This is a genomic window from Arthrobacter sp. NicSoilB11, from assembly GCF_019977375.1.
Lineage (GTDB): Bacteria > Actinomycetota > Actinomycetes > Actinomycetales > Micrococcaceae > Arthrobacter.
On sequence record NZ_AP024657.1, the window covers coordinates 1,925,258 to 1,950,489 of the forward strand.

At 61.5% G+C, this 25,232-nt stretch carries 15 protein-coding genes; 7 read left to right on the forward strand and 8 right to left on the reverse strand.

Translation table 11 applies throughout. The features are described 5' to 3' along the window. The first annotated feature begins 58 nt into the window (after positions 1 to 58). From LDO14_RS08930 to LDO14_RS08940, 3 genes are all read left to right on the forward strand, one after another. A complete protein-coding gene (locus tag LDO14_RS08930) occupies positions 59 to 1,468 on the forward strand; it encodes a hypothetical protein (protein ID WP_223994867.1) in 1,410 nt (469 codons plus the stop codon). Between the two features lie 167 nt (positions 1,469 to 1,635). Continuing rightward, entirely contained in the window at positions 1,636 to 2,853 is a 1,218-nt protein-coding gene (locus tag LDO14_RS08935) for a DUF4041 domain-containing protein (RefSeq protein WP_223994869.1), read from the forward strand. Positions 2,854 to 3,268: 415 nt separating this feature from the next. Then, positions 3,269 to 5,152, forward strand: a complete 1,884-nt coding sequence (locus LDO14_RS08940) for an ATP-dependent endonuclease (protein WP_263422495.1) — start codon at positions 3,269 to 3,271, stop codon at positions 5,150 to 5,152. Between the two features lie 579 nt (positions 5,153 to 5,731). Here the strand turns inward: LDO14_RS08940 and LDO14_RS08945 are convergent. Further along, positions 5,732 to 6,631 (reverse strand): hypothetical protein, encoded by a 900-nt coding sequence (locus LDO14_RS08945; RefSeq protein ID WP_223994871.1) that lies wholly within the window; start codon positions 6,629 to 6,631, stop codon positions 5,732 to 5,734. Positions 6,632 to 6,982: 351 nt separating this feature from the next. Between LDO14_RS08945 and LDO14_RS08950 the strand changes: the two genes are divergently transcribed. The 4 genes from LDO14_RS08950 to LDO14_RS08965 all read left to right on the forward strand — a co-directional run bounded on the left by LDO14_RS08950 (position 6,983) and on the right by LDO14_RS08965 (position 13,968). Further along, a complete protein-coding gene (locus LDO14_RS08950) occupies positions 6,983 to 7,594 on the forward strand; it encodes a nucleotidyltransferase domain-containing protein (RefSeq protein ID WP_223994873.1) in 612 nt (203 codons plus the stop codon). Then, the gene (locus LDO14_RS08955) at positions 7,594 to 7,974 is read left to right on the forward strand and encodes a hypothetical protein (protein WP_223994875.1); all 381 of its coding nucleotides are present in this window, start codon (positions 7,594 to 7,596) and stop codon (positions 7,972 to 7,974) included. Before LDO14_RS08950 ends, LDO14_RS08955 begins: the two co-directional genes overlap by 1 nt. A 2,936-nt stretch (positions 7,975 to 10,910) precedes the next feature. Continuing rightward, positions 10,911 to 11,201, forward strand: coding sequence for a hypothetical protein (locus LDO14_RS08960; RefSeq protein ID WP_223994877.1), 291 nt, complete (start codon positions 10,911 to 10,913; stop codon positions 11,199 to 11,201). 304 nt (positions 11,202 to 11,505) lie between these two features. Beyond that, positions 11,506 to 13,968 (forward strand): EAL domain-containing protein, encoded by a 2,463-nt coding sequence (locus LDO14_RS08965; protein ID WP_223994879.1) that lies wholly within the window; start codon positions 11,506 to 11,508, stop codon positions 13,966 to 13,968. A 102-nt stretch (positions 13,969 to 14,070) separates the two neighbouring features. On the opposite strand, the gene LDO14_RS08970 is transcribed toward LDO14_RS08965, so the two are convergent. From LDO14_RS08970 to LDO14_RS09000, 7 genes are all read right to left on the reverse strand, one after another. Further along, entirely contained in the window at positions 14,071 to 15,027 is a 957-nt protein-coding gene (locus LDO14_RS08970; protein WP_263422496.1) for a serine hydrolase domain-containing protein, read from the reverse strand. A gap of 388 nt (positions 15,028 to 15,415) precedes the next feature. Next, entirely contained in the window at positions 15,416 to 15,643 is a 228-nt protein-coding gene (locus LDO14_RS08975) for an ATP-binding protein (protein WP_346656252.1), read from the reverse strand. A 277-nt stretch (positions 15,644 to 15,920) separates the two neighbouring features. Further along, the gene (locus LDO14_RS08980) at positions 15,921 to 16,259 is read right to left on the reverse strand and encodes a hypothetical protein (RefSeq protein ID WP_223994883.1); all 339 of its coding nucleotides are present in this window, start codon (positions 16,257 to 16,259) and stop codon (positions 15,921 to 15,923) included. Between the two features lie 5 nt (positions 16,260 to 16,264). Beyond that, the gene (locus tag LDO14_RS08985; RefSeq protein WP_223994885.1) at positions 16,265 to 16,483 is read right to left on the reverse strand and encodes a hypothetical protein; all 219 of its coding nucleotides are present in this window, start codon (positions 16,481 to 16,483) and stop codon (positions 16,265 to 16,267) included. A 1,515-nt stretch (positions 16,484 to 17,998) separates the two neighbouring features. Continuing rightward, entirely contained in the window at positions 17,999 to 20,899 is a 2,901-nt protein-coding gene (locus LDO14_RS08990; RefSeq protein ID WP_223994887.1) for an alkaline phosphatase family protein, read from the reverse strand. A gap of 160 nt (positions 20,900 to 21,059) precedes the next feature. After that, entirely contained in the window at positions 21,060 to 21,962 is a 903-nt protein-coding gene (locus LDO14_RS08995; RefSeq protein WP_346656254.1) for a diguanylate cyclase, read from the reverse strand. Next, positions 21,962 to 25,153: a response regulator gene (locus LDO14_RS09000; RefSeq protein WP_223994904.1), complete on the reverse strand. Its 3,192-nt coding sequence runs from the start codon at positions 25,151 to 25,153 to the stop codon at positions 21,962 to 21,964. The genes LDO14_RS08995 and LDO14_RS09000 overlap by 1 nt, the downstream gene beginning before the upstream one ends. Positions 25,154 to 25,232 lie beyond the last annotated feature (79 nt).

Here is a 25,232-nt window from a genome sequence, read left to right on the forward strand (position 1 = left end):
AACCACTGACAACAGCCCGTCTGCACAAACCCGGATTTCAGCCGGGAGGTGACGGTCAATGTATGTCGGGTGGGCAATGTGCCGGAGAGGGGGCGACCTGACGTTCACCCCCGGGCAGGAAACGCCGCTCGAGGAAGCGTTCAGCTTGCATCGGTTCCGCAATTGGCAATTGGACGTTCTAGAGTGGTTTTTGGTCTGTTTTTGTATGGGGGTGTTTGGAATGGCACGTAGTCGTGGGTTTCTTGCAGAGATTCAACGTCAGCAGCGGTTGGCTCAGCAGCGGGAGAATGCTGTTCAACGGGCTGCGGCGGCTGCCCAGGTAAGGGCGGAAAAGGCGCGTGCTGCGGCGGTTCGGGCGGCGGCAGCAGCGGAACGGGCGTCTGAGGCTGAGCGCAAGCGGCTCGAGAAGGAAGCCAAGGCCGCGCACGTCGAGGCGCAGCTGGCCGTTGCCGAGAAGCTTAACGAGGACCTAGCAAACGAGTACGCGCAGGTCGATGGCCTCCTTGCTTCCACTCTTGAATCAGACGACTGGGTTGACCTGCAGTCGCTGAAGCGGACAGTGCAGCACCCGCCGTTCCCTCATCCCGAACTGGAACGTCCGAATCCGGTCCCTGGACCCATCGAGGTGCCCCCAGCTCCGGTGCTGCGCGAACCCGAGCCTCCGACGGGACTCTTCGGCCGGAAGAAGAAGCTTGAGGCGGCGCGCGAAGAGGCCAAGGCCGAGTATGAGCAGGCCATGCGGGAGTGGACAACGTACAAGGAATCAATCCCGGCGAAGGAGGCCGCGCTCAAGGCGACACACGCTGCCTTCGAGAAGAAGAGGCTCGAGCAGCTCACGGCTGAGATTTCCCGTTATGAGGCGCACTGCAAGGAGCGCGAGAAGGAGGTCGCCGAGCACAATGCTGCCATCGACGACCTTGAGGCCGCCCTCGGCTACGGGGTCCCCGAGGCAGTCGAGGAGTACGTCGGCATCGTCCTGGCGAACTCCCTCTATCCCGACCACTTCCCGGTTCAGCACGGGGCAAAGTTCGATCCGGATACGGCTGAGTTGAAGCTCACTGTCGCCGTGCCAGCCCCAGACCAGGTCCGCACCGTGAAGGCCTATAGGTACGTCAAGGCCAGCGACGAGATCACCGAGACTCCGCTGTCGAAGACGGAAGCGAACAATAGATACGCCTCCGCACTACACCAGGTCGCGATTAGATCACTGCACGAAATCTTCGAGTCCGACCGCCAAGGCCTCATCCAAGCGGTCTCCCTGCAGGTCGGCCCGCAGACGAAGGACCCTGCCACAGGGCGAACCACGTTCATTCCGCTCGTGGCGGTTACTTCACCCCGGGAGACGTTCCTGGAGTTCGACCTCTCTGGTGTGGTCCCTGCTGCCACGCTTCAGCACCTCGGCGCTGCCGTGTCGAAAAACCCATCGGCGCTGTCAGCGGTGGATCCCACCGGCGTACGCCGTTCATGAGCCCGGAGCGCCTGCGGTTCAACCCCGCTCCAGGGTGGCCGCCCGCACGGGCCGGGTGGACGCCCACTGCGGGTTGGAGGCCGCCGAGCTCCTGGCCTGCACCACCGCCGGGCTGGCAGCTCTGGATCCCCGACGGCGAGCAGGCAGCGGCCGAGGAGCCTCAAGGTATGCCGGATCCCGACAGCGCCGAGCCCGCGCAAGAGACAACGGGGGCAGGCGCCCTTGGTTCCGGGGATGAGACGTCAACGGGTAGGCTCAAAGCTCTCGAGGCAGAGAACGCGAGGCTCCGCCGCCTGCTCGAGGACGCCTCCGCGGTCTCTGACCCCGTTGTTCAGCTCGATGACCAGAAGGTGCTACAGGAAGTCGGCATCTACCGGTACCACCACCCTCTTGAGAACGCTGCGGCGTACCTGCCACGCCTCCAAGACGTCGAGTCCCGCGCGGCGGCTCTGATCCGCGACGGCCATGCGATCGAGACGTCGAACATGTTCACTTTCGACAACTCTCTGGCCAAGGGTCGCAAGATGTCCGCCGACCTGGCCAAGCTAATGCTCCGCGCATACAACGCCGAAGCCGACAACAGCATTCGCACGCTGAAGGTCGGCAACGTGCAGACGGCCAAGCGGCGGCTGGAAGCCTCCCGCGTCGCGATCGCCCGATTGGGGGCGATGATGCAGATGCGCATCAGCGATGCCTATCATTCTCTTCGCATTGACGAGATCGAGCTGACTGCTGACTGGCTGATGATGAAGCAGGAGGAGAAGGAGCAGGAGCGGGAAGAGCGGGCGCGGCTCCGCGAGGAACGGCGTGTGGAGAAAGAGCTCGCAGAGGAACGTGCCCGGCTCGACAAGGAACGCGCGCTGCTTGTACAGACGCTCGAGACCCTCACCGCTGCCGGCACCACGAATGAGGACCTCGTCCGGCGGCTCGCCGACATCGACCAGGCGATCGCCGAGAACGACTACCGTGCAGCCAACATCCGTGCGGGCTACGTCTACGTCATCTCCAACCGGGGAGCGTTCGGCAAGGGAGTCGTGAAGATCGGCTTGACCCGCCGGCTCGACCCCACAGACCGTGTCAGCGAGCTCAGCGGAGCCTCCGTTCCCTTCCGCTTCGACATCCACACCATCTACTTCTCGGAAGACGCCGTCACCCTCGAAGCCGATCTACACCGTCACTTCGCAGACCGCGCAGTTAATCAGGCGAACGCCCGGAAGGAGTTCTTCTTCGCCACACCGGCGGAGGTGCGGGACGTCCTAGTAGGCAAGGTTGGGAATCTCCTCGAGTTCACCGAGGAGGCTGAGGCCACCGAATACTTCCAGTCTCTGGGAGCGTGGCCTCCCCAGCGAAGGGCAGCAGACGGCGGATTAGAAACATCGAGCTGACGACGTAGCAGACCGCACCTTATTGTCGGCGACACGGTAATCCATGACGAAGTCCCCTATCTTCAGTAAGCGAGGGCACGAGGGCCGCGAATTCCCGGGGTACAGGTGGAAACAGCTTTTTGATGCGGCCGTAAATGCCAAGAAATGAATGTTCTTCATAACTTCTCCGGACGATGCAGGCTCTGGTGACAAGGGTGGCATATGCGTAATTCGTTGCGATTAGCCACAATGCAGCTGTTTTGCGGTTACCGCGGCGGGCGTACGAATACGTAATTTTGTGATGAGCGCCAAGCGATTTCCTTGGTTATAGCGAAATTTAGATAAAATCCCATCTTTCGTTATAGTGAAGATGAGCCAGCTTGGGAGCTGGTTATTTCGCTTTGATCATAACGGGGATGCTTTGAGAATTTCGCAAGTGCGCATACAAAACTTTCGATCACTGAAGGACGTCTTGATCGATTTTGAGAATGTGACAACGTTCATTGGACCGAACGGCGTAGGAAAATCTACGGTCCTTCGAGCTTTGGATTGGTTTTTTAATGGGTCCAAAAATGGAGCACTGTGTGATGAAGATTGCACCCACGGTGATTCCACCCAGACTATCCGCGTCGAGGTTCAGTTTACTGCTCTGACAGCCGAGGACAGGGCAGAGCTTGGTGCTTACGTCCCGGTTGCATCAGACACTTTCGTAGCTTGGAAGTCTCGGACACCGGATGGCTCTGAATACCTCTCCGCCAACGCCAAGGGATATGAGCTGTTCACGCCTATCAAAGCACCAGGGTTGACGGCAACTGCTAAGAAGGACTTGTTCAAGACTCTTCGATCTGAGCACCCTGAGCTTCAACTACCGGTTGTTTCGACAGGAAGTGCCGTTGATACCGCGATTCGTGAATGGGAGTCCGCGAATGTAGATAAGCTGACCGAGCTTCCGGAAACTTTGCAGACGAATTTCTTCGGCTTCAACAGCGCGGGCAAGATGAGCGGCCTATTTGACTTCGTCCTCATCACAGCTGATCTTCGTGCTTCGGAGGAATCATCGGACGTCAAAACGAGCATCATTGGCAGGATTTTGGAACGTACAATTGATCGAACATCCGCCGACTCTCAAATTGCCTTGATTGTTGAACAAAGTCGTATTGCCCAGCAAAAGATCTACACGACCAGTTTTCGGGAACCTATTGAGAAGATGACTGGCCGTCTTAACTCCGTAGTCTCCACTTACAGTCCGGGTAGGACGCTGAAGGTTACGCCCGCAGAGGTCGAGCTAAAGGCGCCCCGCACAACGTTCAATGTATCGATTCTTGATGGAACGCTGGAGACGCCCGTTGAGCGGCAAGGGCACGGCTTCCAACGCACGCTATTGATTTCGTCGTTGCAGATGCTTGCCGAACATGGGGCCGCATCAGCGAATGGTGTGATTTTTTTGGCAATCGAAGAGCCAGAACTGTATCAGCACCCGGTTCAAGCTCAAGCCTTCGCAAGAGTGCTCCGTGACCTTGCCGAAGACGATACCAAAAACATCCAAGTGGCGTATGCCACCCATAGTCCTATGTTCATTGAGGCTCAAAAGTTTTCCCAGGTCCGCCGTCTTACGCGGAGCAGTAGCGGCAACGGTGACGTCAGCGTCCATGCATCCTGTCTCGACATCGTCAAGACTATGCTCACCGGCATCGTCAAGCCCGCTACTGTGGACAGTCAACTTGATGGCACGGTATCCGCTCGACTTCCGCTCGCCATGTTTGCCAATGCAGTCATTTTGGTTGAGGGCACTACAGAAGTTGCAGTCTTTGAAGGCATCGCTGATCGAATACAGGTTGGAAACCTGGCAGTGCGAGGCGCAGCGGTCGTGGAAGTAGGCGGCAAATCGAGTATTCCCCTTGCCCACGCCATACTAACGAGCTTGGGCATACCTGCATACGCGATTTTCGACGGAGATGGCGGGTTTGAAGCTCGCGCCATCAAGAACGGGAAGGACGCGGCGAAAATTCAGGAGGAGCGCGTCGGGCACGTAGCGGCTAACAGGAAACTCCTAAAGTACTTCGGGCTACCCGAAGTTGACTTTCCAGCACAACAGGTCACGGACGGGGTTGCGATCTTGGGCGATCATCTTGAATCGCTTTTCTCCACTGAATGGCCTGAATGGGACGTTGCATGCAAGGAGTTGGAGTCGGAGTCCCATGTCTCGCTCCGAAAGAACCAAGTTGGTTACCGGAAAGCGACAATGCGGGCCGCGGGCACGCCGCCGGAGATCCTCACCAAGGTCATTGACCAAGGGCTGATCCTGGCGGGCACGCTCTAATTTGGAGGTGAGGGGCTTCGCGTCCCCCGCCCTCTGGACCGCCCACAGGTTCTACGCGGGGACCATAAAGAGGGCTTCGACGGGTACGGACTTTGGAACTGTACCGACGGCATCAGCGACGTCCACATCGGTCGAAAGGGAAGTGTTGACAATGTCAACACTTCACCATCGCGCAGCGGGGCTCCGCGTCTGGTCGGTCCGTCTCGTACGGTCGGAGGGAAAAGCATCCTCGCGGGCAAGATGACGTCGAATGGTGACAGTTCAGGTCTGGCTCGAAGTACCCGCAGCGGACGAGGGGACGTCACCGCGGGCAGAGGGCGTGGCCGTTTCACTTTCGTAAGCGATGTGTTTCGGATCCCTTGGATATCGAGGCACAAGAGTTACGAGACTATGCAGTTGTTCGCGAGCAAGTTGGCGCTCCGGTCCTCTTTTTGGCGAACTGAACAGTCCGATCGGACCCGGGTGAGGGTTCTGTTGGTACGAAATAATCGGGAAGAGCAGGGATGCAAAGCCGAGGAGGACGGCAGCCTCCGCCTCGTGCACCCTCAAGCGTGGGAACACGTTGCCAGCGACCCCGGACTAACCCGAGAGGCCGAGGTAGGCCTTGGCTACTTCGACTAGGGCGCTAGCCGCGGTATCCGAGGCAACCGAGCTCGCGACATTGATCGCCCCGGTGCGCACCTTTTCTAGGAATCCAGACACATTGGGTCCCTCAGTTGCTCCATCGGTTTGAATCGCATCCGCAAAAGTCCTCGCATCTTCTGGGCTTAGACCGATTTCCTTGGCAGCGTATTCGACGCTACTCCTGTCTCCTGCTTTGACCGTGCTTCTCAGATGAATGTTGGACCCAGCTCCGATATTCGTACCGTGGCCCGTGATGTTGTTTGTGATGTTGTAGACGACGGAAGCAAGCTGCGGCTCATTCTGCAGTGTCGGTCCGCCGACAGACCCCGCGTTAGGGAATTCGGATTGGAGTTCCAGGGCGAATTCCATAGCTCGATTTCTGACTGTGTCGATGATCCCATGCAGGTACTGACGGGTTAGGACATTGTGAGCGCTGAACAATTCATGGAACTCGATGCGGTAGACACCTGCCGCCTCATAAGCGCCAACCAAATGGGGTGGCCAACTCCGGCCGGGATCGGTTTCGCCGCTGGCGAGGGACTCCAGTTCCGCCAGAGGCTGGCGGAGTTCAACAGAAAACCAGCTCGCGATCTCGGACGGAAGACCTGCCGAAGAAAGATGTGTGTTTATGGTAGATCGCATTGGTCCAGCGAACATGCCCATGACCGCGGTTTCTGTGTGGCGATAAGGAGGAACCGCAACACCGTCGGCGTAGCCGCTCAACTCCGACTTAACCCAATCCACGATGGTCTTGGCGCCAAGCCGGGTGGCCGCTACCTGAACCTTTCGCAGAAGATTGGCCGTCGATACTGAACCGTCGGTGCTTCCGTCCACGATCTCATCAAGAAGGGTCATGCCCTCACTGTATCGGGAGCAAGAGGAGCCACACGGCAGCGCGTCGGCTATGAAGCTTCGATTTCTCGGGCGGGGTAGGCGGTCGGTCGGTGTTCCCCGACGATTCCAGTTGTTGTCGTGCCAGCGCCCTACGGTCGACTCCTGGCAGGGCGACACGTGGGCCGTTGCACGAATTCTCTGTGATGGAGGAGCTGAGACCCTGGCCATGGACATCAAGTCATGGGAAATTTGGAAGTAATCGATATTACTTTGCTGGCAGCAGTGAGCAGCACCCTTCAGGGCAAGGTTACGGCCGGGGCCGCCGTTCCTCCTTCAAAACGCGTACAATTGTGAGCGACCAGGAGGTTAGTTGTGCAACTGCAAAATCCACTGCGGGCCATCTGCCCTGCGCTTGAAGCCGACGTCCTCGTTGCACTTGCCGAGGGACGCCCTAGTACCCCGGGTGCTCTCGTACGGGAACGAGGCATTCACGCTTCGATATCTGGCGTGCGACGCTGCCTTGAACGGCTGGAGGAGAGCGGTGTCGTTGAAGCCGATCGCAGTGGCAACCGAGTCCAGTACTCATTGAACACCGAACACATGCTTGCCGCCTTGGTGATTGAGGCGTCGAAGGCGTTGGAGCGATTCACTTTGTTTCTGGCCGACCAAATCTCCCACTGGATCGAGCAGCCGTTGCAGGTGACTCTGTTTGGTTCTGCGGCTCGCCGAGAGATGCGGAACGACTCTGACATCGACCTCCTCTTCGTCGTCCCGGACGGAGCCAGCGATCAACTGTATGAGGCGATCAGTGACTTGGCCATCGACGCCTACCGCCTCACCGGTAACGATGTTCGTCCCATGGTCTACGAGGTGTCCGAAGTCCAGCACGCGCCGGTCTTCGATTCTATTGACCGTGAGGGCATGCACATCTTCGGGGACAGGCATTGGCTGTCACGCCAGCTGGACACGTTGACGGCGGCCTGATGACAGCCCGCACCGACGCTTATGCGCGTCTCGAAGATGCACGCGTGTTCCTGGAAGCAGCGGAGACCATCGATACGCTAAATGATGCAGACTCTTACGCGGATGTGATTGCTACGCTCGCTGTCCATGCGGGGATTGCCGCTTCGGATGCTTTCTGCCTATTGGTGCTGGGCCAGCACTCCAAGTCGGAAAACCACGCTGACGCTGTCAACGTACTTAAGAAGGCTGGAGGGGACAGCGCCAACTTGAGCCGACTGCTGGGGGAGAAGACGAAAGCCGGATACAACGTCAAGAGCCTGACGCGAGCCAAGGCTACCAAATGCATTGAGTGGGCTACGAAGCTGCTGTCCGCGGCTGAGGAGAAGAACGAGCAGCTGTAAGCCTGCAGCTGGATCGTGTCACGACCACAGCAGAATCCAACTCGATTCTGAGATCGTGGCAATGCATTCCAAGAATGACTCGGTTCCCGTATTGGTGGCTTGGATGCTGCGTGCTCAGGAGTGCCCTAATGCACTTGGATACTGCCAGATTGGCGCGAGCCAAAATCCGGTTGTGTCATCAAACCAGTCTGCGGGACCAGCTGATGATATCGGGGACCTCGAGGCTCATTGCCACTTCCTCCTTTATAAGCTATCAATCTGCAACTTTTCCGGCGGAACAAGCCTGGTTCCTCATGTGACATGAGATCGAGAAATGCTTTAGAAGACAGGGCCCCTGTAGCTGGGTCGCCGGCCGTTCCGGTCATCTGAACTCCGGGGTCTTAGCCCATGAGATGTCTGAACGGAGGGTGGACTGTCATGAGCGATCTCGAGGCAACCGGTGTGCTGCGACCCCGTCTCCAGAACCGACTGTCGCGCCGTCAGTGCGGAAGGCTCCCGGAGCAGAACACGGAGCTGCCGCGCTCCCCCGGTCTGGGGAGCGCGGCGGCCGCTTGGACTTACACAAAATCTGTCAGAAGGGCGGTGTTGACAATGTCAACATTTTTGGCCTGGGACGGCGCCGTTACATCGACCGGACTGGCTCGGATTGCTTACCTTTTCAAGAGTTCCCAGTGTTTACAAGGCCTCGAATATAGTTCGAGTCCCACCTCGGGCACAGTGTTTCTGCAGGTCAGAGGCTATTTGGCTTTTTTACTGTTGACAAAGCTTGACTTTTTCGATGGTCGGGTGCCCGGCTAGGTGTCGATGAGCAATCTAGTATGTGTTGGTCGGCCCGCAAGCAGGGATTCGAAATCCCGTCGATCTGTTATGAGCCGAGAGTGAAACGGGCTGAAGGCGGATGGAGTCGAACTGTAGATCATTCCATTGGCCCTGCGATGAAGGCTGTCACTGCCGAGATCGCGGGACGCATCGATGGCAACGCAGTCAGCGATGTCCGGTAACCGCCTGGCTTAGCGGCAGCCTTGAGAGGTCCGGGCCATCAAACCCCGGACCTTTCACTTTGACTGCTGCCAGTCCCCGATCAGCCTGACATGGATGGCATCGTCAATAAAGCGTTAGAAAAGCCCTGCCCACCGGCCTGGATCACCGCCGACTGCCGGTCCTGTACAGATGCGCCGCAACCCCTGAACCTCCGGGAACGACAACGGCTCGATCACTGGATCGGCACGAACTTGCAGGTCCGCTGGACCGATCGGCCCCATTCCGCCTCTACCACGATGTCCTGGTCCGGGCCTTGAACCCGCAGCTCACACCCTAGGCCCCCGTCCCGTGTAGGCGGCAGCCACCCCCCCCAGGTGCACGGCAGTAGGGATGGTGAACCTGACACGGGCCCAGATCGTCCGTCCGGTCAGTATCTCCTCGTCAACCCTCCATGTCGAAGTCGAGGTCCAGATCTTCGGGAGAGCGCAGCTCCCGCCACGTTGAGGTCACGCGGGCGGCCGGGAGGGCGGCGGCGATTGGCATCCGATCCGTGGCGACCAGCTGATCGAGGGTGAGCCCGGTAAGCGCTGCAATGGGTTCGAGCCGGTCGCGCGACTGACCAACTCAATGCACGGGTAGCAACTATGAGCAGGGCCCGCGCGGAAATGTGGCCCGCTTTACCCGCCTGCCCAATGACTGAAGTTGCCTCCCCCGACGGCGCGTTCATCGTCGTCTTTGCCGCACCGCCGACAGCGCCAGTAGAGACGACCGTCGTCGGCGTGCTCAACATGCCAATCGTGGCGAATATTCAGCTTGCACATCAGGATCTGCAGCATGGCCCTCTCCGATCCGCGAACCCGACACTGTCAATGATGGCCTTCCCGGCGGCTCGGCGAAATGGCCGCGGGGCGGCAACCCGACGGGATCAAACTGACCCGTATGCGCGGTGCGGCGGCAGGCTCTAGTAATCGGTTAGTGGGACCACGAATGGAGCCAAGGGGAACCCGACTGCGTCCCATCCTCGTTCCTGAACGTTCTCCGACTGACGGGGCATCTCATCCCCAGCGGTGGGGGCGGCCCCGGGCGCAGGCAGTTCTCTGGCCAGGACGGTTGCCGCCGAGGGGTGCATGGCCCGAGTCTAGGATCGCGACTGCCGGCTGCCCGGCCGAAACTCCGGGGCGGCCGGTGGGGAAGTTTGCAGCCGCGAGGATCGGCGCGGTCCGTTTCATTGAGCGCGCCCTTCCCGTGCTGCCTATCATTGGTGGAAGACACTTCCAGGCTGGCTCTCCTTCGATTGTTTCGATTCTTGGACGATTCGGCCGGCTGGTCCGGGAGCAACTCCACGCAGTCTTCATCGCCGGAATTCGCACCAGAGAGGGTAATGGTCGGAGATCCGCCGCGGACTCGACCAACAATCAGAACCGCGGGTGGATTTTTGCCCAGATTCAGGTGGCCTGGAGAAGGGTGGCGACCCACACTAGCTGCTCGAAGCAAGCATTCAGCGGGTTCTCATGAGCCGGAACTTCCAGAGTTCGCGCGATTCCACCGGAATCTGGCTCCAAGCAGTGTCCGGCGAGACTTCCTGCCTGGGCTGCGAAGCGGGGACGAACACGGAGCCGTCGCTGGGGGCGCAATGTCGGGAGCTTGAGAAATGCCCAGCAATCCGGCGCAAAAAAGACCAGTCAGAATGTATCTTCGGGAACGCATGCCTAGACGGTTGGCGTCTTCCTGGGTCGACATGGAAGCCTGCGATTCAATTCAAAGATCATGGCCCTTGACGGCCAAGTTACGCACCGGCGGCGCGTCGCATAAGGGTTGCGGATTCCCTTTCAATCCCCTATTTCAGTATCGTCGCCAGCGGCCCAGGGGAGATGTTCAAGGGGGTGGCAATGGTACTTCCGTGGCACGAAGAAGGCGCGCCCTTCCCCTAAAACCGTCACTCCTTGAAGGCGTCCGTGACCTTTTCACCGACCTGCTTCAGATCAGCTTTGGCCTGGTTCCGCCTGGCCCTCGGCCTTCAGGACGCTGCTGGCAGCCTCCTGCCCCTGCCGCCGGCTTTCTCGCAGCGTCGTCAATCTTGTCGCCCGGTCCCGTGGTGCCTTCAGTCCGACGTCATCAAGGTCGACCGCACGTTTATTGATGAGTTCGTGCAGGGCCCGCACCCGCGTGAGACGGCCGTGATGAGCCTGGTCCGGGAGGTGGGCGCCTCGTGGTGGCCGAAGGCATTGAAGCCGAGACTGAGCTGACCGCAGGCATCGCCGCGGACGTGACTGCGGGGGCCTCGGGTTTTCGAGGGGGATACCATCGGTGCATCCGCTGGATTGGTCTCCCTGGGTGATCCAACCGACGGCGGTTTCGACGGTTGAGCCATAGCCGCTGCGCACCATGGCGCCATGAGTCTTCGGGCGGCAGCGAGATCGGTGCGGGGCGCCGTAGTAGCGGGATAGGCATACTGGCCGTATTGCCAGGCCAGCGGACCCGGGGCAACATATACCTCAGCAACTGAGGCAGCGGGCATGCAGGCATGACCGATGACAGGCCGGGGCGAAGATGACTGAGGAGCACCAGGATCACCTGCTGACGCAGTCTCTGCTGCTTGATGAAATCGGGCAGTCTGTGATCGGGATGGACGGCAGCTGGCGAGTCACGTACTGGAACCGTGCCTCCGAGCGCTTATACGGCTTTGCAGCCTCCGAGGTCCTGGGACTGACGCCTCTCGAGCTGGGGATCGTGGGCAACCTCAAGACTCATGGCCCCGGGCCCACAGGCGAAGAGATCGCCGAGCAGATCGCCAGACGCAAGGATTGGTCGGGAGAGTTTTGGGTGCGGGACCGGGCCGGCAGGGAATTCCCGGTCCATGGGACGATCAGCCCGATCAGGGGCCAACACACGGTACCGGTGGATATTGTGGCGATTTCAAAAGACATCACCGACCGGAAGCACCAGGAAGCGATCCTGCGCCGGCTCTCGGCGATGGTGGAGTCCTCCGGCGATGCGATTATCAGCGCTGGCATGGACGGAAAAATCAGCAGTTGGAACGCTGGCGCCGTCAGGATGCTTGGCTGGAGTGCAGGGGAAGCCGTTGGCCAAAACCCCGCGCTCTTTACAACCCGGGCACCTGAGGACGTGGCCGGGCGGATCGCCGAACGGATCCGAAGCGGCGCCTTCGTCCCCGGCTTGGAAGCGCGGTGGCGACGCAAGGACGGGTCGGTTATTGATGTTGAACTGACGGTGTCACCGGTCTACGGGCAGGATGGGACACTGGCCGGAGCGTCCGGAATCGCCAGGGACATTACCGAGATCAAGCGGTTGCGCACCGAGGCTGATGCGGAACGGCGTAGGTTGTTGGCGGCACAAGAGATGGCACACGTGGGAAGCCTTGAGTACTCGGCCGATCTGGGTACCATATGGCACTCCAAGGAGCTTGGCCGGATTGTGGGCCTGGGGCCGGGGGAGCCGTTATCGTGGGAACGGATGATGGAGCAGACCCACCCGGAGGACCGTGACCTGATGCACCGGGTATGGCAAGGTTTGCGGGCAGGGGCAGGTTTCGCGGATGTTGAATACCGGCTCCTGCGGCCTGATGGCAGGCAGCGGTGGCTGCATTCGAGGATCCGCAGCGTCAATGGTCCCGACGGGACACCACTCCAATTCCTTGACACGGTGCTGGACATTACCGAGCGGAAAAACGCGGAGCAGATCCTGGAATGGCAGGCCCGGCATGACGCCCTGACAGGATTACCCAACAGGTACTGGATCACAGAGGTGCTTCAGGGTTTCCTTGACCGAGGTTGCCACCCGGCCGTCATGTTTGTCGACATTGACCGGTTCAAGCTGGTCAACGACGGTATTGGCCACAGCGGTGGAGACAGTATCCTGATGCTCGTCGGTGAGCGCCTTAAGAAGGCGGTGCGGGACGGTGACACGGTGGCCCGCTTCGGGGGCGATGAATTCATCATCGTTTGCGAGAACATGGGCATGCGCGCCGCTCAGGTGCTAGCAGGCCGGATCCGTGAATGCATCCGGGCCCCGTTCGAGGTCGACGAGCGGCAGATCTTCCTGAACGTCAGCGTGGGCATCGCTCTTGCCGGGCCCGATGACACGGCCCAGTCCATGTTGGGCGGAGCGGACACTGCCATGTACCGGGCGAAATCTGCCGGTGGAGACGCCTCGGCGATCTATCACTCCCGTATGACTCGACGGGCCAGCGGACGTTTGAACCTGGAATCGGACCTGCGATTGGCCCTGGATCGGGGGGAACTGCGCCTGGACTACCAACCAATCATCGACCTGGATTCGGGCGCGCCTTTGGGTTTCGAGGCACTTCTGCGGTGGGAGCACCCGGACCACGGTCTCATATCCCCGGAAGCGTTCATCCCTATCGCCGAGGAGACTGGCCTCATCATTCCGATCGGCACCTGGGTCTTGCACGAAGCACTGCGCCAAGGGCAGGTCTGGCGAAATCAGACTAACGGCGCAGCGAACCTCACGATGGCCGTTAATATCTCCGGGCGCCAGCTGGTGGCCAAGAATTTCCCGGACATCGTCGAAGCCGCGATCCGGGAGACCGGCATCGACCCTGGAGCAGTTCACCTGGAAATCACCGAAACGGTGCTCATGGATGAACCGGACCTGCCCAGGGAAACCCTGCAGCACCTCGCACGCCTGGGAGTTTGTCTCTCCATCGATGACTTCGGCACAGGCTACTCGTCCCTTAGCTACTTGAAGTGGTTGACAGCGAAAACGTTGAAGATCGACCGCACGTTCATCGAGGAACTTGGAGAAGACCCCCGGGCCGGAACAGTCATCGAACTGGTCCTTGGCATGGCGAAAAGCCTCAGACTTGACGTCATCGCCGAAGGCGTCGAAACGCCCACCCAACTCGATGAACTGAGGCGCCTGGGCGTAACCCGGGCGCAGGGTTTCCTGTGGAGCAAACCCATCCTCTCCGAACAGGTTCCCGCCTGGCTGGACGCCTGGTCTCGGGAACCCTTCCAAGAGCAGCCGCGGTGACCGCTACAGTGCAAGTATTCTCCCATTCTTATGATGCCGGGAAGTCTGGGCCGTTTCTCCCGGTCCACAACAAGTCACCCGGCGGAGACACCCGGTGGCTTGTCAGTTGGCTGGTCTGCAGAGCCGGTCCAGGGTCTCGTTGAGGGTTGACTCGATCTGGCCGTGGAGCAGGTCACGCTTGTTCTCGGTGGAAGCGTCCTCGAACCCCGCAGGCATTGGTGGAGTTGTGACGGTCATCGCCGCCTGGTAACGCCCGTCACCGCTGCTGACTGCTACCGTCAGGTAGTCATCGAACATGCCTAGGCCCTCGTGTCGGGACTCTTTCGAGCATCCGTCGGCGTGTTCCCACAGACCCAGCCCGTACGGGCTAAAACCGGGGCTTGTCTTCATCTCGCGCAGGGACGCCACGGAGACGGCCCGTCCCTGAAAGAGTCCGGCCATGAGGAGGTTCAGGTCTTCCATGGTCGAAACTGCGCCGCCGGCCGGGTTGGGGTCGGCGAGCGTGATGTCTGTGGTGTCGATTCGTTCACCGCGCAGGGTTACGTAGCCGTGCAGAAGTCCGGGCTCGTGCGGGTCGACCCGAGCCAGGCTGGTGTTCCTCAAACCAAGCGGGTCGAAGACCTCCTCTTGCATGATCTGCACGTAGGGCTTGTGCCGCAGCGTCTGGAGGAGGATGCCGAGCGCGAAATAGTTTGTGTTCGAGTACTTAAAGGACCCGACACTGGCCGCGGTCCAAGGGAGGGTTCCCGCTAGCTGCAGGCTCTCGTCCATGGTGAGCGGCCGGGGGAACAGGGTACGGAAGTCGACATCCTTGGGCAACGCATCGTTGACGTCCGGCATCCCGGAGGTGTGGCTGAGCAGTTGCCTTACGGTAATGGGGCCGGGGGGCTTGAGCGATGACGTGAACCCGGGAATGACGTCATTGACTGCATCGTCGAGTCCGATGAGGTGGTCGTCGACGAGCTTGAGCACAGCGATGGCAGTCATTGTCTTGGTGACGCTCGCAACCGCCGCCCGGTCCGTGGGCTGGGCCGGGGTCCTGGTCACAAGGTCACGCACGCCGTATGCCTTGGACCACGCGCCGTCCGGCCAGCGAATTTGGACGACGGCGGCCACTGCGCCCTCGTCGAGGAACAGTTGGACCTGATTTTCCAGCGAAGCAAAGGGACTGGACGAGCTTGACGACGGTGCGGGCGCATCGTTGGAATAAGTACAGCCGGACAGCGTGAGGATAACGGCGAGGCCAGCTCGTCTCCACAAACGATCCTTCGTACGCCGATTCACGTCATTGGGGCGTTGGTGCGTCCACATGGAAGCCTGCGATTCAAATCTATGGTCGCTGCCACAGGGCTGAATTTACACCGCCGCATAACGCCACGTAAGGGTTACAGCTACCTATATCCTGCCTCTTTTTGCCGCCGTGGGTTTACTTGGTGGTCGGCCGCGTTCACGAGGGAATCGTCGTGCTCAGGGACTCCATGTCGGCGGCCGGGATTGTCAGGGTTGCGGTCGTGCCCGTTCCGGGATTGCTGGAAAGGGTGATGTAGCCCCGGTGCTTTTCAACGATGGATTTGGTGATTGCCAGCCCCAGGCCGGCACCGGGAATGGTCGAGGAATGTGCATTCGCGGCGCGGAAGAAGCGGGTGAAAGCCTGGTCCATCTCTTCCTCGTTCATGCCGACACCGGTGTCGGTTACCTCGCAGCGGAGCTCGTGCCCTGTGGCATCGACCGTGACTGGTCGGAGACCTTCTCACCGTCACTGCCGGAGCCTTGACCATAGAGCCCCGTCACGCGGACCTGGTCGAAGTTGTCCGTCAAAGCGTCGAGGCCGCCGAGCCTAAACCATCGCCGCAAAATGCCAGTCCGGTTCAACGTCCAGCGGGAGCCGCCGCCGGGAGGCTCACAAACCGTGCGTGCGAAGTTCGAAGCCGTTTGGTATCGACACGGTGGCGTCACTGGCCCCCGGGTTGCCCGGAACCGTGATGATCGCGTGGCCGTTGCCGGCGGCCACGACCCACAGGCGGATTCGGCTCCCGGCCGCAGGTGACAAACCCGGGCAAATCCTGGGCGCGGTAACGGATCAGGCACTCCCGCGCCGCCCCCTCGCTGCTCTTGACCTGCACAAGAAGGCTGGCCGGCAGCGTGTCCGCTGTCCACCCTTTCACGTCGGCAGTGATCTCGCGCCAGGTCTTCTTACCCGCTGTCATGCGTGCGTTCCGGTAGGAGCGGATGAAGGCAACCATGACGACCAGGGCTGGCAAGACCACTACAACGCTGGCGAACGCGATCACTGCTGTCACCATCCGGATCCCACTTCACGTCCGGCGATGAGAACCCCGGACAGTTCCTTCGGGTCGTAGACGAGGTCAACGTCGGAGCCCGGCGCGGGAAGATATGAGCCAGGGTCTGGATCAACGACTTTGGTCGTGTGTGGTGTCCCATCGAGAATGAACCGCAGGGTGACCTGGCACGACGTGCTCCTGCCGGAGCGGACGCCGACCGAGTCAATGACCATGGCCGGCGTATGTAAGTACGGCCCCCATAAGGGACGCGTCTCGAACCCCAGCGCCAAGACGGCGGCGCCCGCAACAAGAGGAACACCAGACTGGAGATGACGGCACCTTTGAGCCGGCTCTTTCTGACGGCGCCCAACTGCCACACCGGAGCGTCTCCGTTGGAAGCGCGGACGGAGGGAACCTGAATTTCCTTGGTCAGTTGCACCAGTTCCGTCTGCACGTTTGTCCCCGTCCCGTCGTTAGGAGCAATCTATCCCTGCCTCATAGGCTGACCTTTCCGGCTCGCGCGCTCCTCCATTCCAATTTCGTCCGTGTCGCAATTGCTTTGAAATCGTCGCGCTCAAGATATTGCGCACCAGTCATCCGAATCACCCGGCCCAGGTATGGGTTTCTCTGCGCTACGTCCATGTGAGCCCGTGGCAGCGTCGTGTATCCAGCCTCGACTTCCCGGTTCTCCTTCATGGTTGATACCTGGGCGAAGTAAATTACACATCCGCCTGTCAGGCATACGAGCAGGCCTGCCAAGGTCATAGCCCATTGAGGGTGCGGTGGGGAGTTGATAATCGGCACCAACATAAGGGGCGGAATACCCGCACCCAAAGAGACCTTCCGAAGGACGATATAGAGCTCGTAGGCCGAGAGGCCATCAAGAAGACTCCCCTCCACGCACTACCCCCTGAATCTGCTGGTGAATCGCAGCGCAAGGCTACGCTCCACCCAGAAGTTTAGGAAGCATTCCCCGGCGCACCAGATTAAATTCGGGTGCTCGTTAGCGGGTCTTCGCCTGTGCAGGCCTCTACCTTCCCACTTGGCGGACGACAAAGTTCCCGCTCTCCGGGAATCCCGGCTCCAATAAGTCAGGGGGCCTTAGACGCAATACGGGGCGTGTCACGGACTACAGGTAAAAGCACCTCTGCCATCAACCCCAAAAATTCCCGTATTCCGAGGCCAGAAAGGTCTCACCCACCGTGTATGATTTGACTGTTTTGAGACTTCACAAGAGTCCGTGAGATGAGACAGACGGGAGCGCTGTTTGAATCTTCGCTATGCGCGTGTCGGTAGCACGAACCCGAAAGCCCAGACTTCAGCTGGAGGCGCCACTGGAAGCCGGCGTTGAGGAGAACCGCATTCTCATCGCCGCGATGTCCGCCTGGTCGCGGCAAAGATTCGGCCGCAGATGGCAAAGCTCCTTGACGACCCCCGCGAGGTCGACGAAATCTTGGCCTGGCGCAGTACGAGCGCGAGCAGATGCGCTCGTGAAGAAGTTTGGCACCGACGTGCCGGCGGACGCGCTAGCTCATCGTAGGTGGCACTCCCAGTACGCGACGAAGAAGTGTTGCCGGCTCGGGACTGAAATAGTCCCGTTCGGCAGGAATCGAGAATTCGGGCACTTATTCCCTGGACCTATAAAGGGTCCCGGTTCAAAGTGGAGCCGGGACCCTTTAAGGACGTCCAGTCGCTGTTCAGGCTTCGCTCGTGACGACTGTCGGCCGACCGGCCGGGAAGCTTTTTGATCAGCCGTCCTCGTGGTTGGTTGATCCGGCGGGGATGCCCGGGACGTCGTCGGGTCCGTAGATCGTCTCATCTCCGGGGTAGGGGGTTGCCCAGTTGTGGGCCTGGTACCAGGTCCAGCGGTTGAACAGGTTGGGGTCCGCGTAGTCTTCCTTCGCGCCGTTGCCTGTCAGGTGCTGCTTCGCCGACCAGTCGTCCCACTTTTCGGCAGTGTCTTTCATCGGGGCCGGGACGGTGGCGGCTTCGGCTGCGGCGTCGTTTACCGCGGCGGCAGCGGCTCCGGTCTGGCCCAGGGTGTCGGGCCCGCAGGCGGGTGCTGTTTTGACACCCTCGGTGAGCGGGATCTGGTTCGGGACTGCAGAGTACGGTGTCAGGTCGGGCTTGTTGGTGAAGGCGTCGAACATGGGGGTGGCGGCGGCGACCTTCTGGTTCAGCGGCTGGGCGCCGAGGATCTGCTCGATGGTCCGGACCATATTGATCTGTGAGTAGAAGGTGCTGACGGTCTTGCCGTGGGTCGCGTAGGGGCTGATGACCTGGACCGGGGCGCGGTGGCCGTCGACGTGGTCGGTGCCGTTTTGGCTGTCGTCCTCGGCGATGAAGATGGCGGAGTCCTTCCAGTACTGCGAGTGCGAGATCTCGTCCACGATCTTGCCCACGGCCAGGTCGTTGTCGGCGACCTGGGCTTCGGGGTCGGCTGTCCCGCCGGTGTGGTCGCTGGAGAGCCAGGTCATCTGGAAGTTCTTGGGGCCGTTCTTCTCGAAGTCCTGCTTCCAGGTGGCGTAGCGGTAGATGTCGGGCACTGAGGTGTCGAATGGTGCGGCGTTCGGGTCGGTGATCTCGTTCAGGGACGGGATGGCCGAGCTGGCGTGCATCTGCAGTGCGGGGGTGAAGAGCTGGGCGGGGTCGCCGCCGGCCATGGTGCTGGTGGCGGCGCAGTAGTACTGCTGCCAGGTCGCGCCTGCGGGCTTGCCTTCCTCGGAGTCGAACTCGCCGTAGTTCCTGGCGGTTTTGCCTGCGTCCTTGATGGCGGTCCAGAGGAACCCGGAACGCTGGTGGCCCAGGACGTCGACCTCGGTGTCGTAGGAGCGTTTGTACTCACCGGCGCTGGTCTCGGTGTAGGCCGGGTCGTCGCCCTGCATCATCCAGTTGTGGCCCTCGGCAGAGTTTGTGCCGATGTCGTAGGTGTTGTCGTAGAGGCCGAACTGGCTTGCCAGCGCGTGCTGGTTGGGCGTGACCTTCGCGCCGAACTGGGCAAGCGATGCATCGCCGTTGCCCTGCTTCATGTCGCCGTACACCTGGTCGTAGGTGCGGTTTTCCTTGACGATCAGGAAGACATGTTTGATCGTGGACGGCTCGCCGATCCGCTTCGGCACGGCGACTGCCGGGATCTTGGCGGCCTCGGCGGCCGTCGCTTCCTTGACCGAGCTGCCGTCCCAACCGTTTTGCTCAAAGACCGTTTCGGTGTTCTTCTGGATTTCTTCATCGCTGGGCAGGGTGAATTTGGTGAGGGATGCCGTGGTGGAGTGTGTGCCGTGTCCGGTGGCAGCCGTGGTGTTCGGGCCTTCGTTGATGGTAACCTCGGGGCCGCGCGCGTCGATGCCACGGATGTTGGTGACCACGATCTGGCCGTTGACCACGGTGACGTTGCCCGGGTAGTAGTCCGTGGGCAGGAGGCCGATGTAGCTGGCCGGGTCCTTCGGATCTTCCTTGTTGACCTTGTAGACCGCGATGGCGTTGGCCCGGCCGAGCGAGATGAGCAGGTGGTCGCCCTGCATGGTGATCGCAGTGGGCTCGTAGCCGACCTGGGAGGAAGCCCAAGGCTGGGTGGCGATGGTCTGGAGGACCTTGTTGCTGGCCGTGTCCACGACGGAGACGGTGTCACTGTTGGTGTTCGCCACGTACAGCGTGGCGCCCTCCAGGAACATCGCCGTCGGATGCAGCTGCACGTCGATCGAGGCAACCGGTGCGGCCGCGTTGGCCGTGTCGATGACGCTGAGCGTACCGGTCGTGGAGGTCCCGAGGTTGGTGTCTGCCGGGACGTCCGTGCCATAGGAGTTCATGGTCGGCTCCCCCGGGAGGGCCGGGCGGCCTCCTTCGTTGGAGACGTAGAGCCGGGTGCCAACAAATTTCAGCTGGCGCGGGGCGATACCCGTACCGAAGGTCTGCTTGATCGTGCCGGCGACGGGGTCGATCGCGACGACGGTGTTCTGGCCGTTCACGGCCGCGTAGAGCGTCCCGCCGTCGGGAGAGAACGCCATGCCGGCGGTCAGGGCCTGCTTGTCACCGGCGTTGGGGATGTTAATCTTCGTCCCGGCGCCGAGCGAGCCGTCCGGGTTGAAAGGGTAGCGGACAATCCCGGTCGCGACGGGCTCATAGAGGAACTTGCCGTCGGGCGAAAAAACCGGCCCATCCTGCCCCACGGAACCGTCCGTGATGTGCTGGTAGGCCATGTTCGCGTACCCGGCGTTGGCAGCCGCGGCGGCAAAGGCCGTGGCAGCTTGGGTGCCGGCGGCGGCCACGGGCTTATAGGTCGTGAGGTCGAAGACCTGCAGGTCGACGGACCGGTCAGCGCTGGTCCCGACGAGGTAGCGGCCGTCCGGGCTGACGGTCGAGCCCATGATCTTTCCGAAGGGCGTCATCAGGCGGTCGCCGATGGGCTTGATCTCCTGGTTCGAGGAGATCTGCTCGCCCTTATCATCCTCGGAGCCGACCTGCTGCTGGCCGAAGGGGATGGTGGAGGCGGCTGCGATGCCGGCCCCGCCCAGAACGGCGAGGGTGCAGCTGGCCGCAACGATGGCAAGCGGCTTACGGCCACGTACGAAGGCCGACAGCTTTTGCAGGCTGGAAACGTTGGACTCTTGCTCAGTCGTGGGTGTTCTTGCGGACTCTGTGGGTCTGTTCACGCAAGCGAACCTACGGTCCGTGGATTAATTCCAGGTGACGGTAACTGTTATTCCAGGCAACCATCAGGCACCTTAGTTAACGAAAAGACTCGACAGTCTCGAGTCTTCGTGACATACGAGTACTCGTCGCCGCGGCAGGCTACGTCGTGGAGCAGCAGCTTCAAGGTGCGGCTGCCACCCTGTTTCTGCCCGCCGCCTTTGCGGCGTAGAGGGCCGCGTCGGCCTCACGCAGAACGTTGTCGGCCTCGTCGTGGTAGTCGGCGAAGGCTGCAATGCCTGCGCTGAGTGTCAGGTGGCCGGTGGGGTCTCCGGAATGGGTGATGTTCAGCGTCTGGACCGCTTGGAGTGCCCTTTCCAGCATTTCCTTGGCTCCTTGTGGCGTTTCCCTTGGCAGGACGAGCAGGAATTCCTCGCCGCCGTACCGGTATACGCCGTCGCTGGCGCGCGCGACTGTGGCGAGGGCGGCACCAACGGCCTGCAGGGCGAGGTCGCCTGCCTGGTGCCCGTAGATGTCGTTGTAGCGTTTGAAGTTGTCCACGTCGCACATGGCGAGGCAATAATCTTCGCCGTACCGGAGGCTGCGTGCGTGCAGTTGTTGGAGGTCTTCGGTGAGCTTAAGGCGGTTGCTCAGGCCAGTCAGGGGATCGGTGCGGGCTTGGTGGGAGAGCATCGTCCGATAGTGTGCCAGGTCGGCGTGGAGTGTGGTCACACGCCGTGCCACAAGCAGCCGGGTATGCAGGACGAAGGGGTCCAGCGGCTTGGTGACGTAGTCGTCGGCGCCGGCCTCGAGGCCGGCGAGGACGTCGTCCCGGGATCCTTGCGAGGTAAGGAGCACGATGTAGGTGTACAGGTCGGTGGTCCGTGCCCGGATGGCGCGGCACAGAGCAAGTCCGTCCAGGCCGGGCATCATCCAGTCCGTGACCACCACGTCCGGCTGGTGTTCCAGAAACAGGGCCCAAGCCTCATCGCCGTCACTGGCGGTGAGGCAGCTATGGCCGGAGCGTTCGACGGCGGCCTGGGCCACCAGCAGCGAGCCCGGGTCGTCATCTGCCACCAGGACCATCATGGGGCGACGTCCAGGGCACGATCGAGTTCCATATCCACCTGCTCAAGCTCCGTTTCCAACCTGCGGACCATCTCCGCAGCGTCGTCGTACTGCCCGGCCGATCCCAGAGTTTCCAGGTCGCCGCACAGGGCCGCAGCTGCCGTGGCTCCGATGTTGGCCGCGGCACCCCGGAGGGCGTGTGCGGCCCTGGTCACTGCGGGACCGTCGTGGTCGTTGATTGCTCTGTCCAGCGCGGCAAGCCGGTGCGGGACATCTTTCCGGAACGCTTCTGCCGCGGCGGGCAGCAGCCCCAGCCCGCCCACCGATCCGAGGTCTCGAAGGATGGCCAGACGGCCCTGGTCGAGCCCCGCCCGAGGGGACGCTTGGTCACTGGCTGTCCGGCGGCCGGTGACGGCCAGGGGTTCCCCGGGCACGAACCGTGTTGGCTGATCGGGGACCCACCGGGCCAGGACTGTTTCGAGGTCCGTGGCGGCAACAGGTTTGGAGAGGTAGTCGTCCATGCCGGCGGCGAGGCAGCGTTCCCGGTCCCCGTCGAGGGCCCCGGCGGTCATGGCGATGATGGGCAGCCGGCTGCTCGCGTTCTCGCGGCTCCGGATGATCCTGGTGGCCTCGAACCCGTCCATGACCGGCATATGGCAGTCCATCAGGACGGCGTCATACCGCGTACTTTCGGTGCGGGCCACGGCTTCAACGCCGTTGGCGACGACGTCCGCCGCGTAGCCCAACATCGTCACTGTTGCGCGGGCTACGAGCTGGTTGACTTCGTTGTCCTCGACGATCAGGAGTCGGCCGGGGATATGCCCTGGGCTCGCGGGCCTGGTGGCTGGCCGCTCACGCAAGGCCGCACTTGTCAGGGCCGTGAGCCTCTCGGCGGGGGTGCGTTGTTCGCTGGTGGACATCAGGCGGATCAGGCGGTTGTAGAACTCGGAACTGCGGACAGGTTTCATCAGCCATTCCCGGACCCCGGCTTCGGCAATTGTTGCGCCGCGGATCTGCATGGTGGAGGTGAGCATGATCAGTTCCATGGTTGCCAGGGCGGGGTCGGCCTTGATGGAGCGGGCCAGGTCCAGGCCGTTGGTTTCGGGCATGCAGAGATCCAGTACCGCAAGGTCGAAGGGTTCTCCCCGTTCTGCCGCTTCGCGGGCCCTGGCCAGGGCGGTCCGGGCGTCGGGCGCGGCGTCAGGTTGCAGCCGCCAGCCGCGTAATTGCGATTCCAGTACCAGTCGGTTGGTGGCGTTGTCGTCGACCACCAGTACCCGCAGCCCGGTGAGAATTTCGGCGGTCGGCAGGGGATCGGTCGACGGCGGTGCCACCGGCAGGGGGATACGGAACCAGAAGGTGCTCCCTTGACCGGGGGTGCTTCTCATCCCGATCTCGCCATTCATTGCGTCTGTGATGCGGCTGCAGATTGCCAGACCCAGTCCGGTGCCGCCGTAGCGGCGGGTTGTTGAGGCGTCGGCTTGGGAGAACGATTCGAATAACCGGGCATGGTGTGCGGGTTCGATGCCGATTCCCGTGTCCCGGACTTCGAAGTAGACCATGGCGGCGGACCCGGGCCGGGTATCGCGTGTTTCGGCCTTTATTAGGATGGCCACCTCGCCGGCAGCGGTGAACTTCACAGCATTGGAGGCCAGGTTCAGCAGGACCTGGCGGATCCGACCTGAATCCCCGATCAGTCTGCCGGGCAGGTCAGGCTCGCAATAGGCGATGAGCTCCAACCCTTTGGTTTGTGCCGGCTCTGCCAGCAGCCCCGCGACTTCCTCGACCAGAACCCGGGGATCGAATGGACGCAAGTCCAGATCCACTTTGCCGGCCTCCAGCTTGGAAAAGTCCAGGATGTCATTGATCAAGGCCAACAGGGCGTCACCTGCGCCTTTGACCCCTTGCGCATACTGCTTCTGTGTGTCATCCAGCGGGGTTTCGAGCAAGAGTGCGGTCAATCCCACCACACCGTTCATCGGCGTGCGGATTTCATGGCTCATGGTGGCAAGGAATTCGGATTTGAGCCTGCTGGCTTCCAACGCGGCCGCCCTGGCGGCCTTCAGTTCGTCCTCGGCGGCCCGGCGGAGCGTGACGTCCCGGGCGATGACGGCGATACCGCGAAGGTTCCCGTCTTTATGGATCGGTGAGACGGTCAGGGACACCGGGATGACCGTCCCATCCTTCCTCACATGTTCGGTCTCGAAGTTCACCGCGGCGCCGCTCTCCCTCAGCCGTTCGAATATGTCCTCGGTCCGGTCCACGCTGCCGGGCGCCACGAGGATACGCCCGTCGCGGCCGAGGGCCTCCTCGGCAACGTACCCGTACTGCAGCTGAGCCCCCGGATTCCAACTGGTAATGACGCCCTCCGGGGTAGTGCTGAAGATGGCGTCCGTGGAGGAATTCACGATCGCGCCCAGGCCCTCCAGCTCCGCGGTCCGGACGGCCACTTCCTTTTCGAGGCCGGTGGTCAGGGTGAGGTTCTGAACAACGATCAGCACCTGACGGACCAGGATGAGGACGACCGTTATCCTGGCCACCACCAGCAGGAAGGTATTCATTTCCTGGACGTGCGGGCCGGCCACGACAACCAGCGCGGCCAGGATCGGCGCATAGGGGAGCAATTCCAGGGCCAGGGCGAACGCCTTGCGCTCAGGCTGCGGGTTTTCCGCGTACGGCAGCAATGGTGCAAGCGCGATCAGGAGGAAGGCGCCAATCCACCCCAGGGCAAGGGGCGATCCCGTGACGCCCGTGACGCCGTCGAACGTGAGCCTGACGTAGGTGCTGTCCGTGATGGTCAGGGCGAGCAACCCGCCGCCGAAGCACAACCAGGGAAGCCGTTCGCCCGGTTGCCGGCGCATGGCCAAGACCAAGACCAAGGACGTGATGACCACATCCACGACGGGGTACCCGACGCTGACCAGCACGGTCAGGACGTCGCCTTCAGAGCTCAGGGCCGGCCCGAGCGCCGTGTACCAGCTGATCGCCAAGACCGAGCCGGCAATCACCGAGGCATCGAGTGCCGACCTGACCCAACCCACCTGGGCGGTGTCAGCCGGCCGCTTGAAGCTGAACAACGCTGCGGCGGCAGGGATCGAATACGCAAGGAAGAGTACGTCGGCAACCGAGGGAAACGGATATGTGTTGTTGTTGGTGAGCCCGAAGTAAGTCCAGAGCGCCTGCCCCGCAGCCCAGGTAAACGCTGCCACAGCCAGGAGGGACCACGCCCGTGCATTCTCACCACGCCGGCCTGCCCTGCTGCAACTGATGCCAGCCAACACAGCGGCC

Bases quoted from the DNA above. Each gene is read 5' to 3' on its own strand.
- LDO14_RS08975 (WP_346656252.1), bottom strand. From the start codon at position 15,643: ATGAACGAGGAAGAGATGGACCAGGCTTTCACCCGCTTCTTCCGCGCC.
- LDO14_RS08995 (WP_346656254.1), bottom strand. From the start codon at position 21,962: ATGGTCCTGGTGGCAGATGACGACCCGGGCTCGCTGCTGGTGGCCCAG.
- LDO14_RS08935 (WP_223994869.1), top strand. From the start codon at position 1,636: ATGCCGGATCCCGACAGCGCCGAGCCCGCGCAAGAGACAACGGGGGCA.
- LDO14_RS08945 (WP_223994871.1), bottom strand. From the start codon at position 6,631: ATGACCCTTCTTGATGAGATCGTGGACGGAAGCACCGACGGTTCAGTA.
- LDO14_RS08965 (WP_223994879.1), top strand. From the start codon at position 11,506: ATGACTGAGGAGCACCAGGATCACCTGCTGACGCAGTCTCTGCTGCTT.
- LDO14_RS08955 (WP_223994875.1), top strand. From the start codon at position 7,594: ATGACAGCCCGCACCGACGCTTATGCGCGTCTCGAAGATGCACGCGTG.
- LDO14_RS08930 (WP_223994867.1), top strand. From the start codon at position 59: ATGTATGTCGGGTGGGCAATGTGCCGGAGAGGGGGCGACCTGACGTTC.
- LDO14_RS08985 (WP_223994885.1), bottom strand. From the start codon at position 16,483: ATGGTCATTGACTCGGTCGGCGTCCGCTCCGGCAGGAGCACGTCGTGC.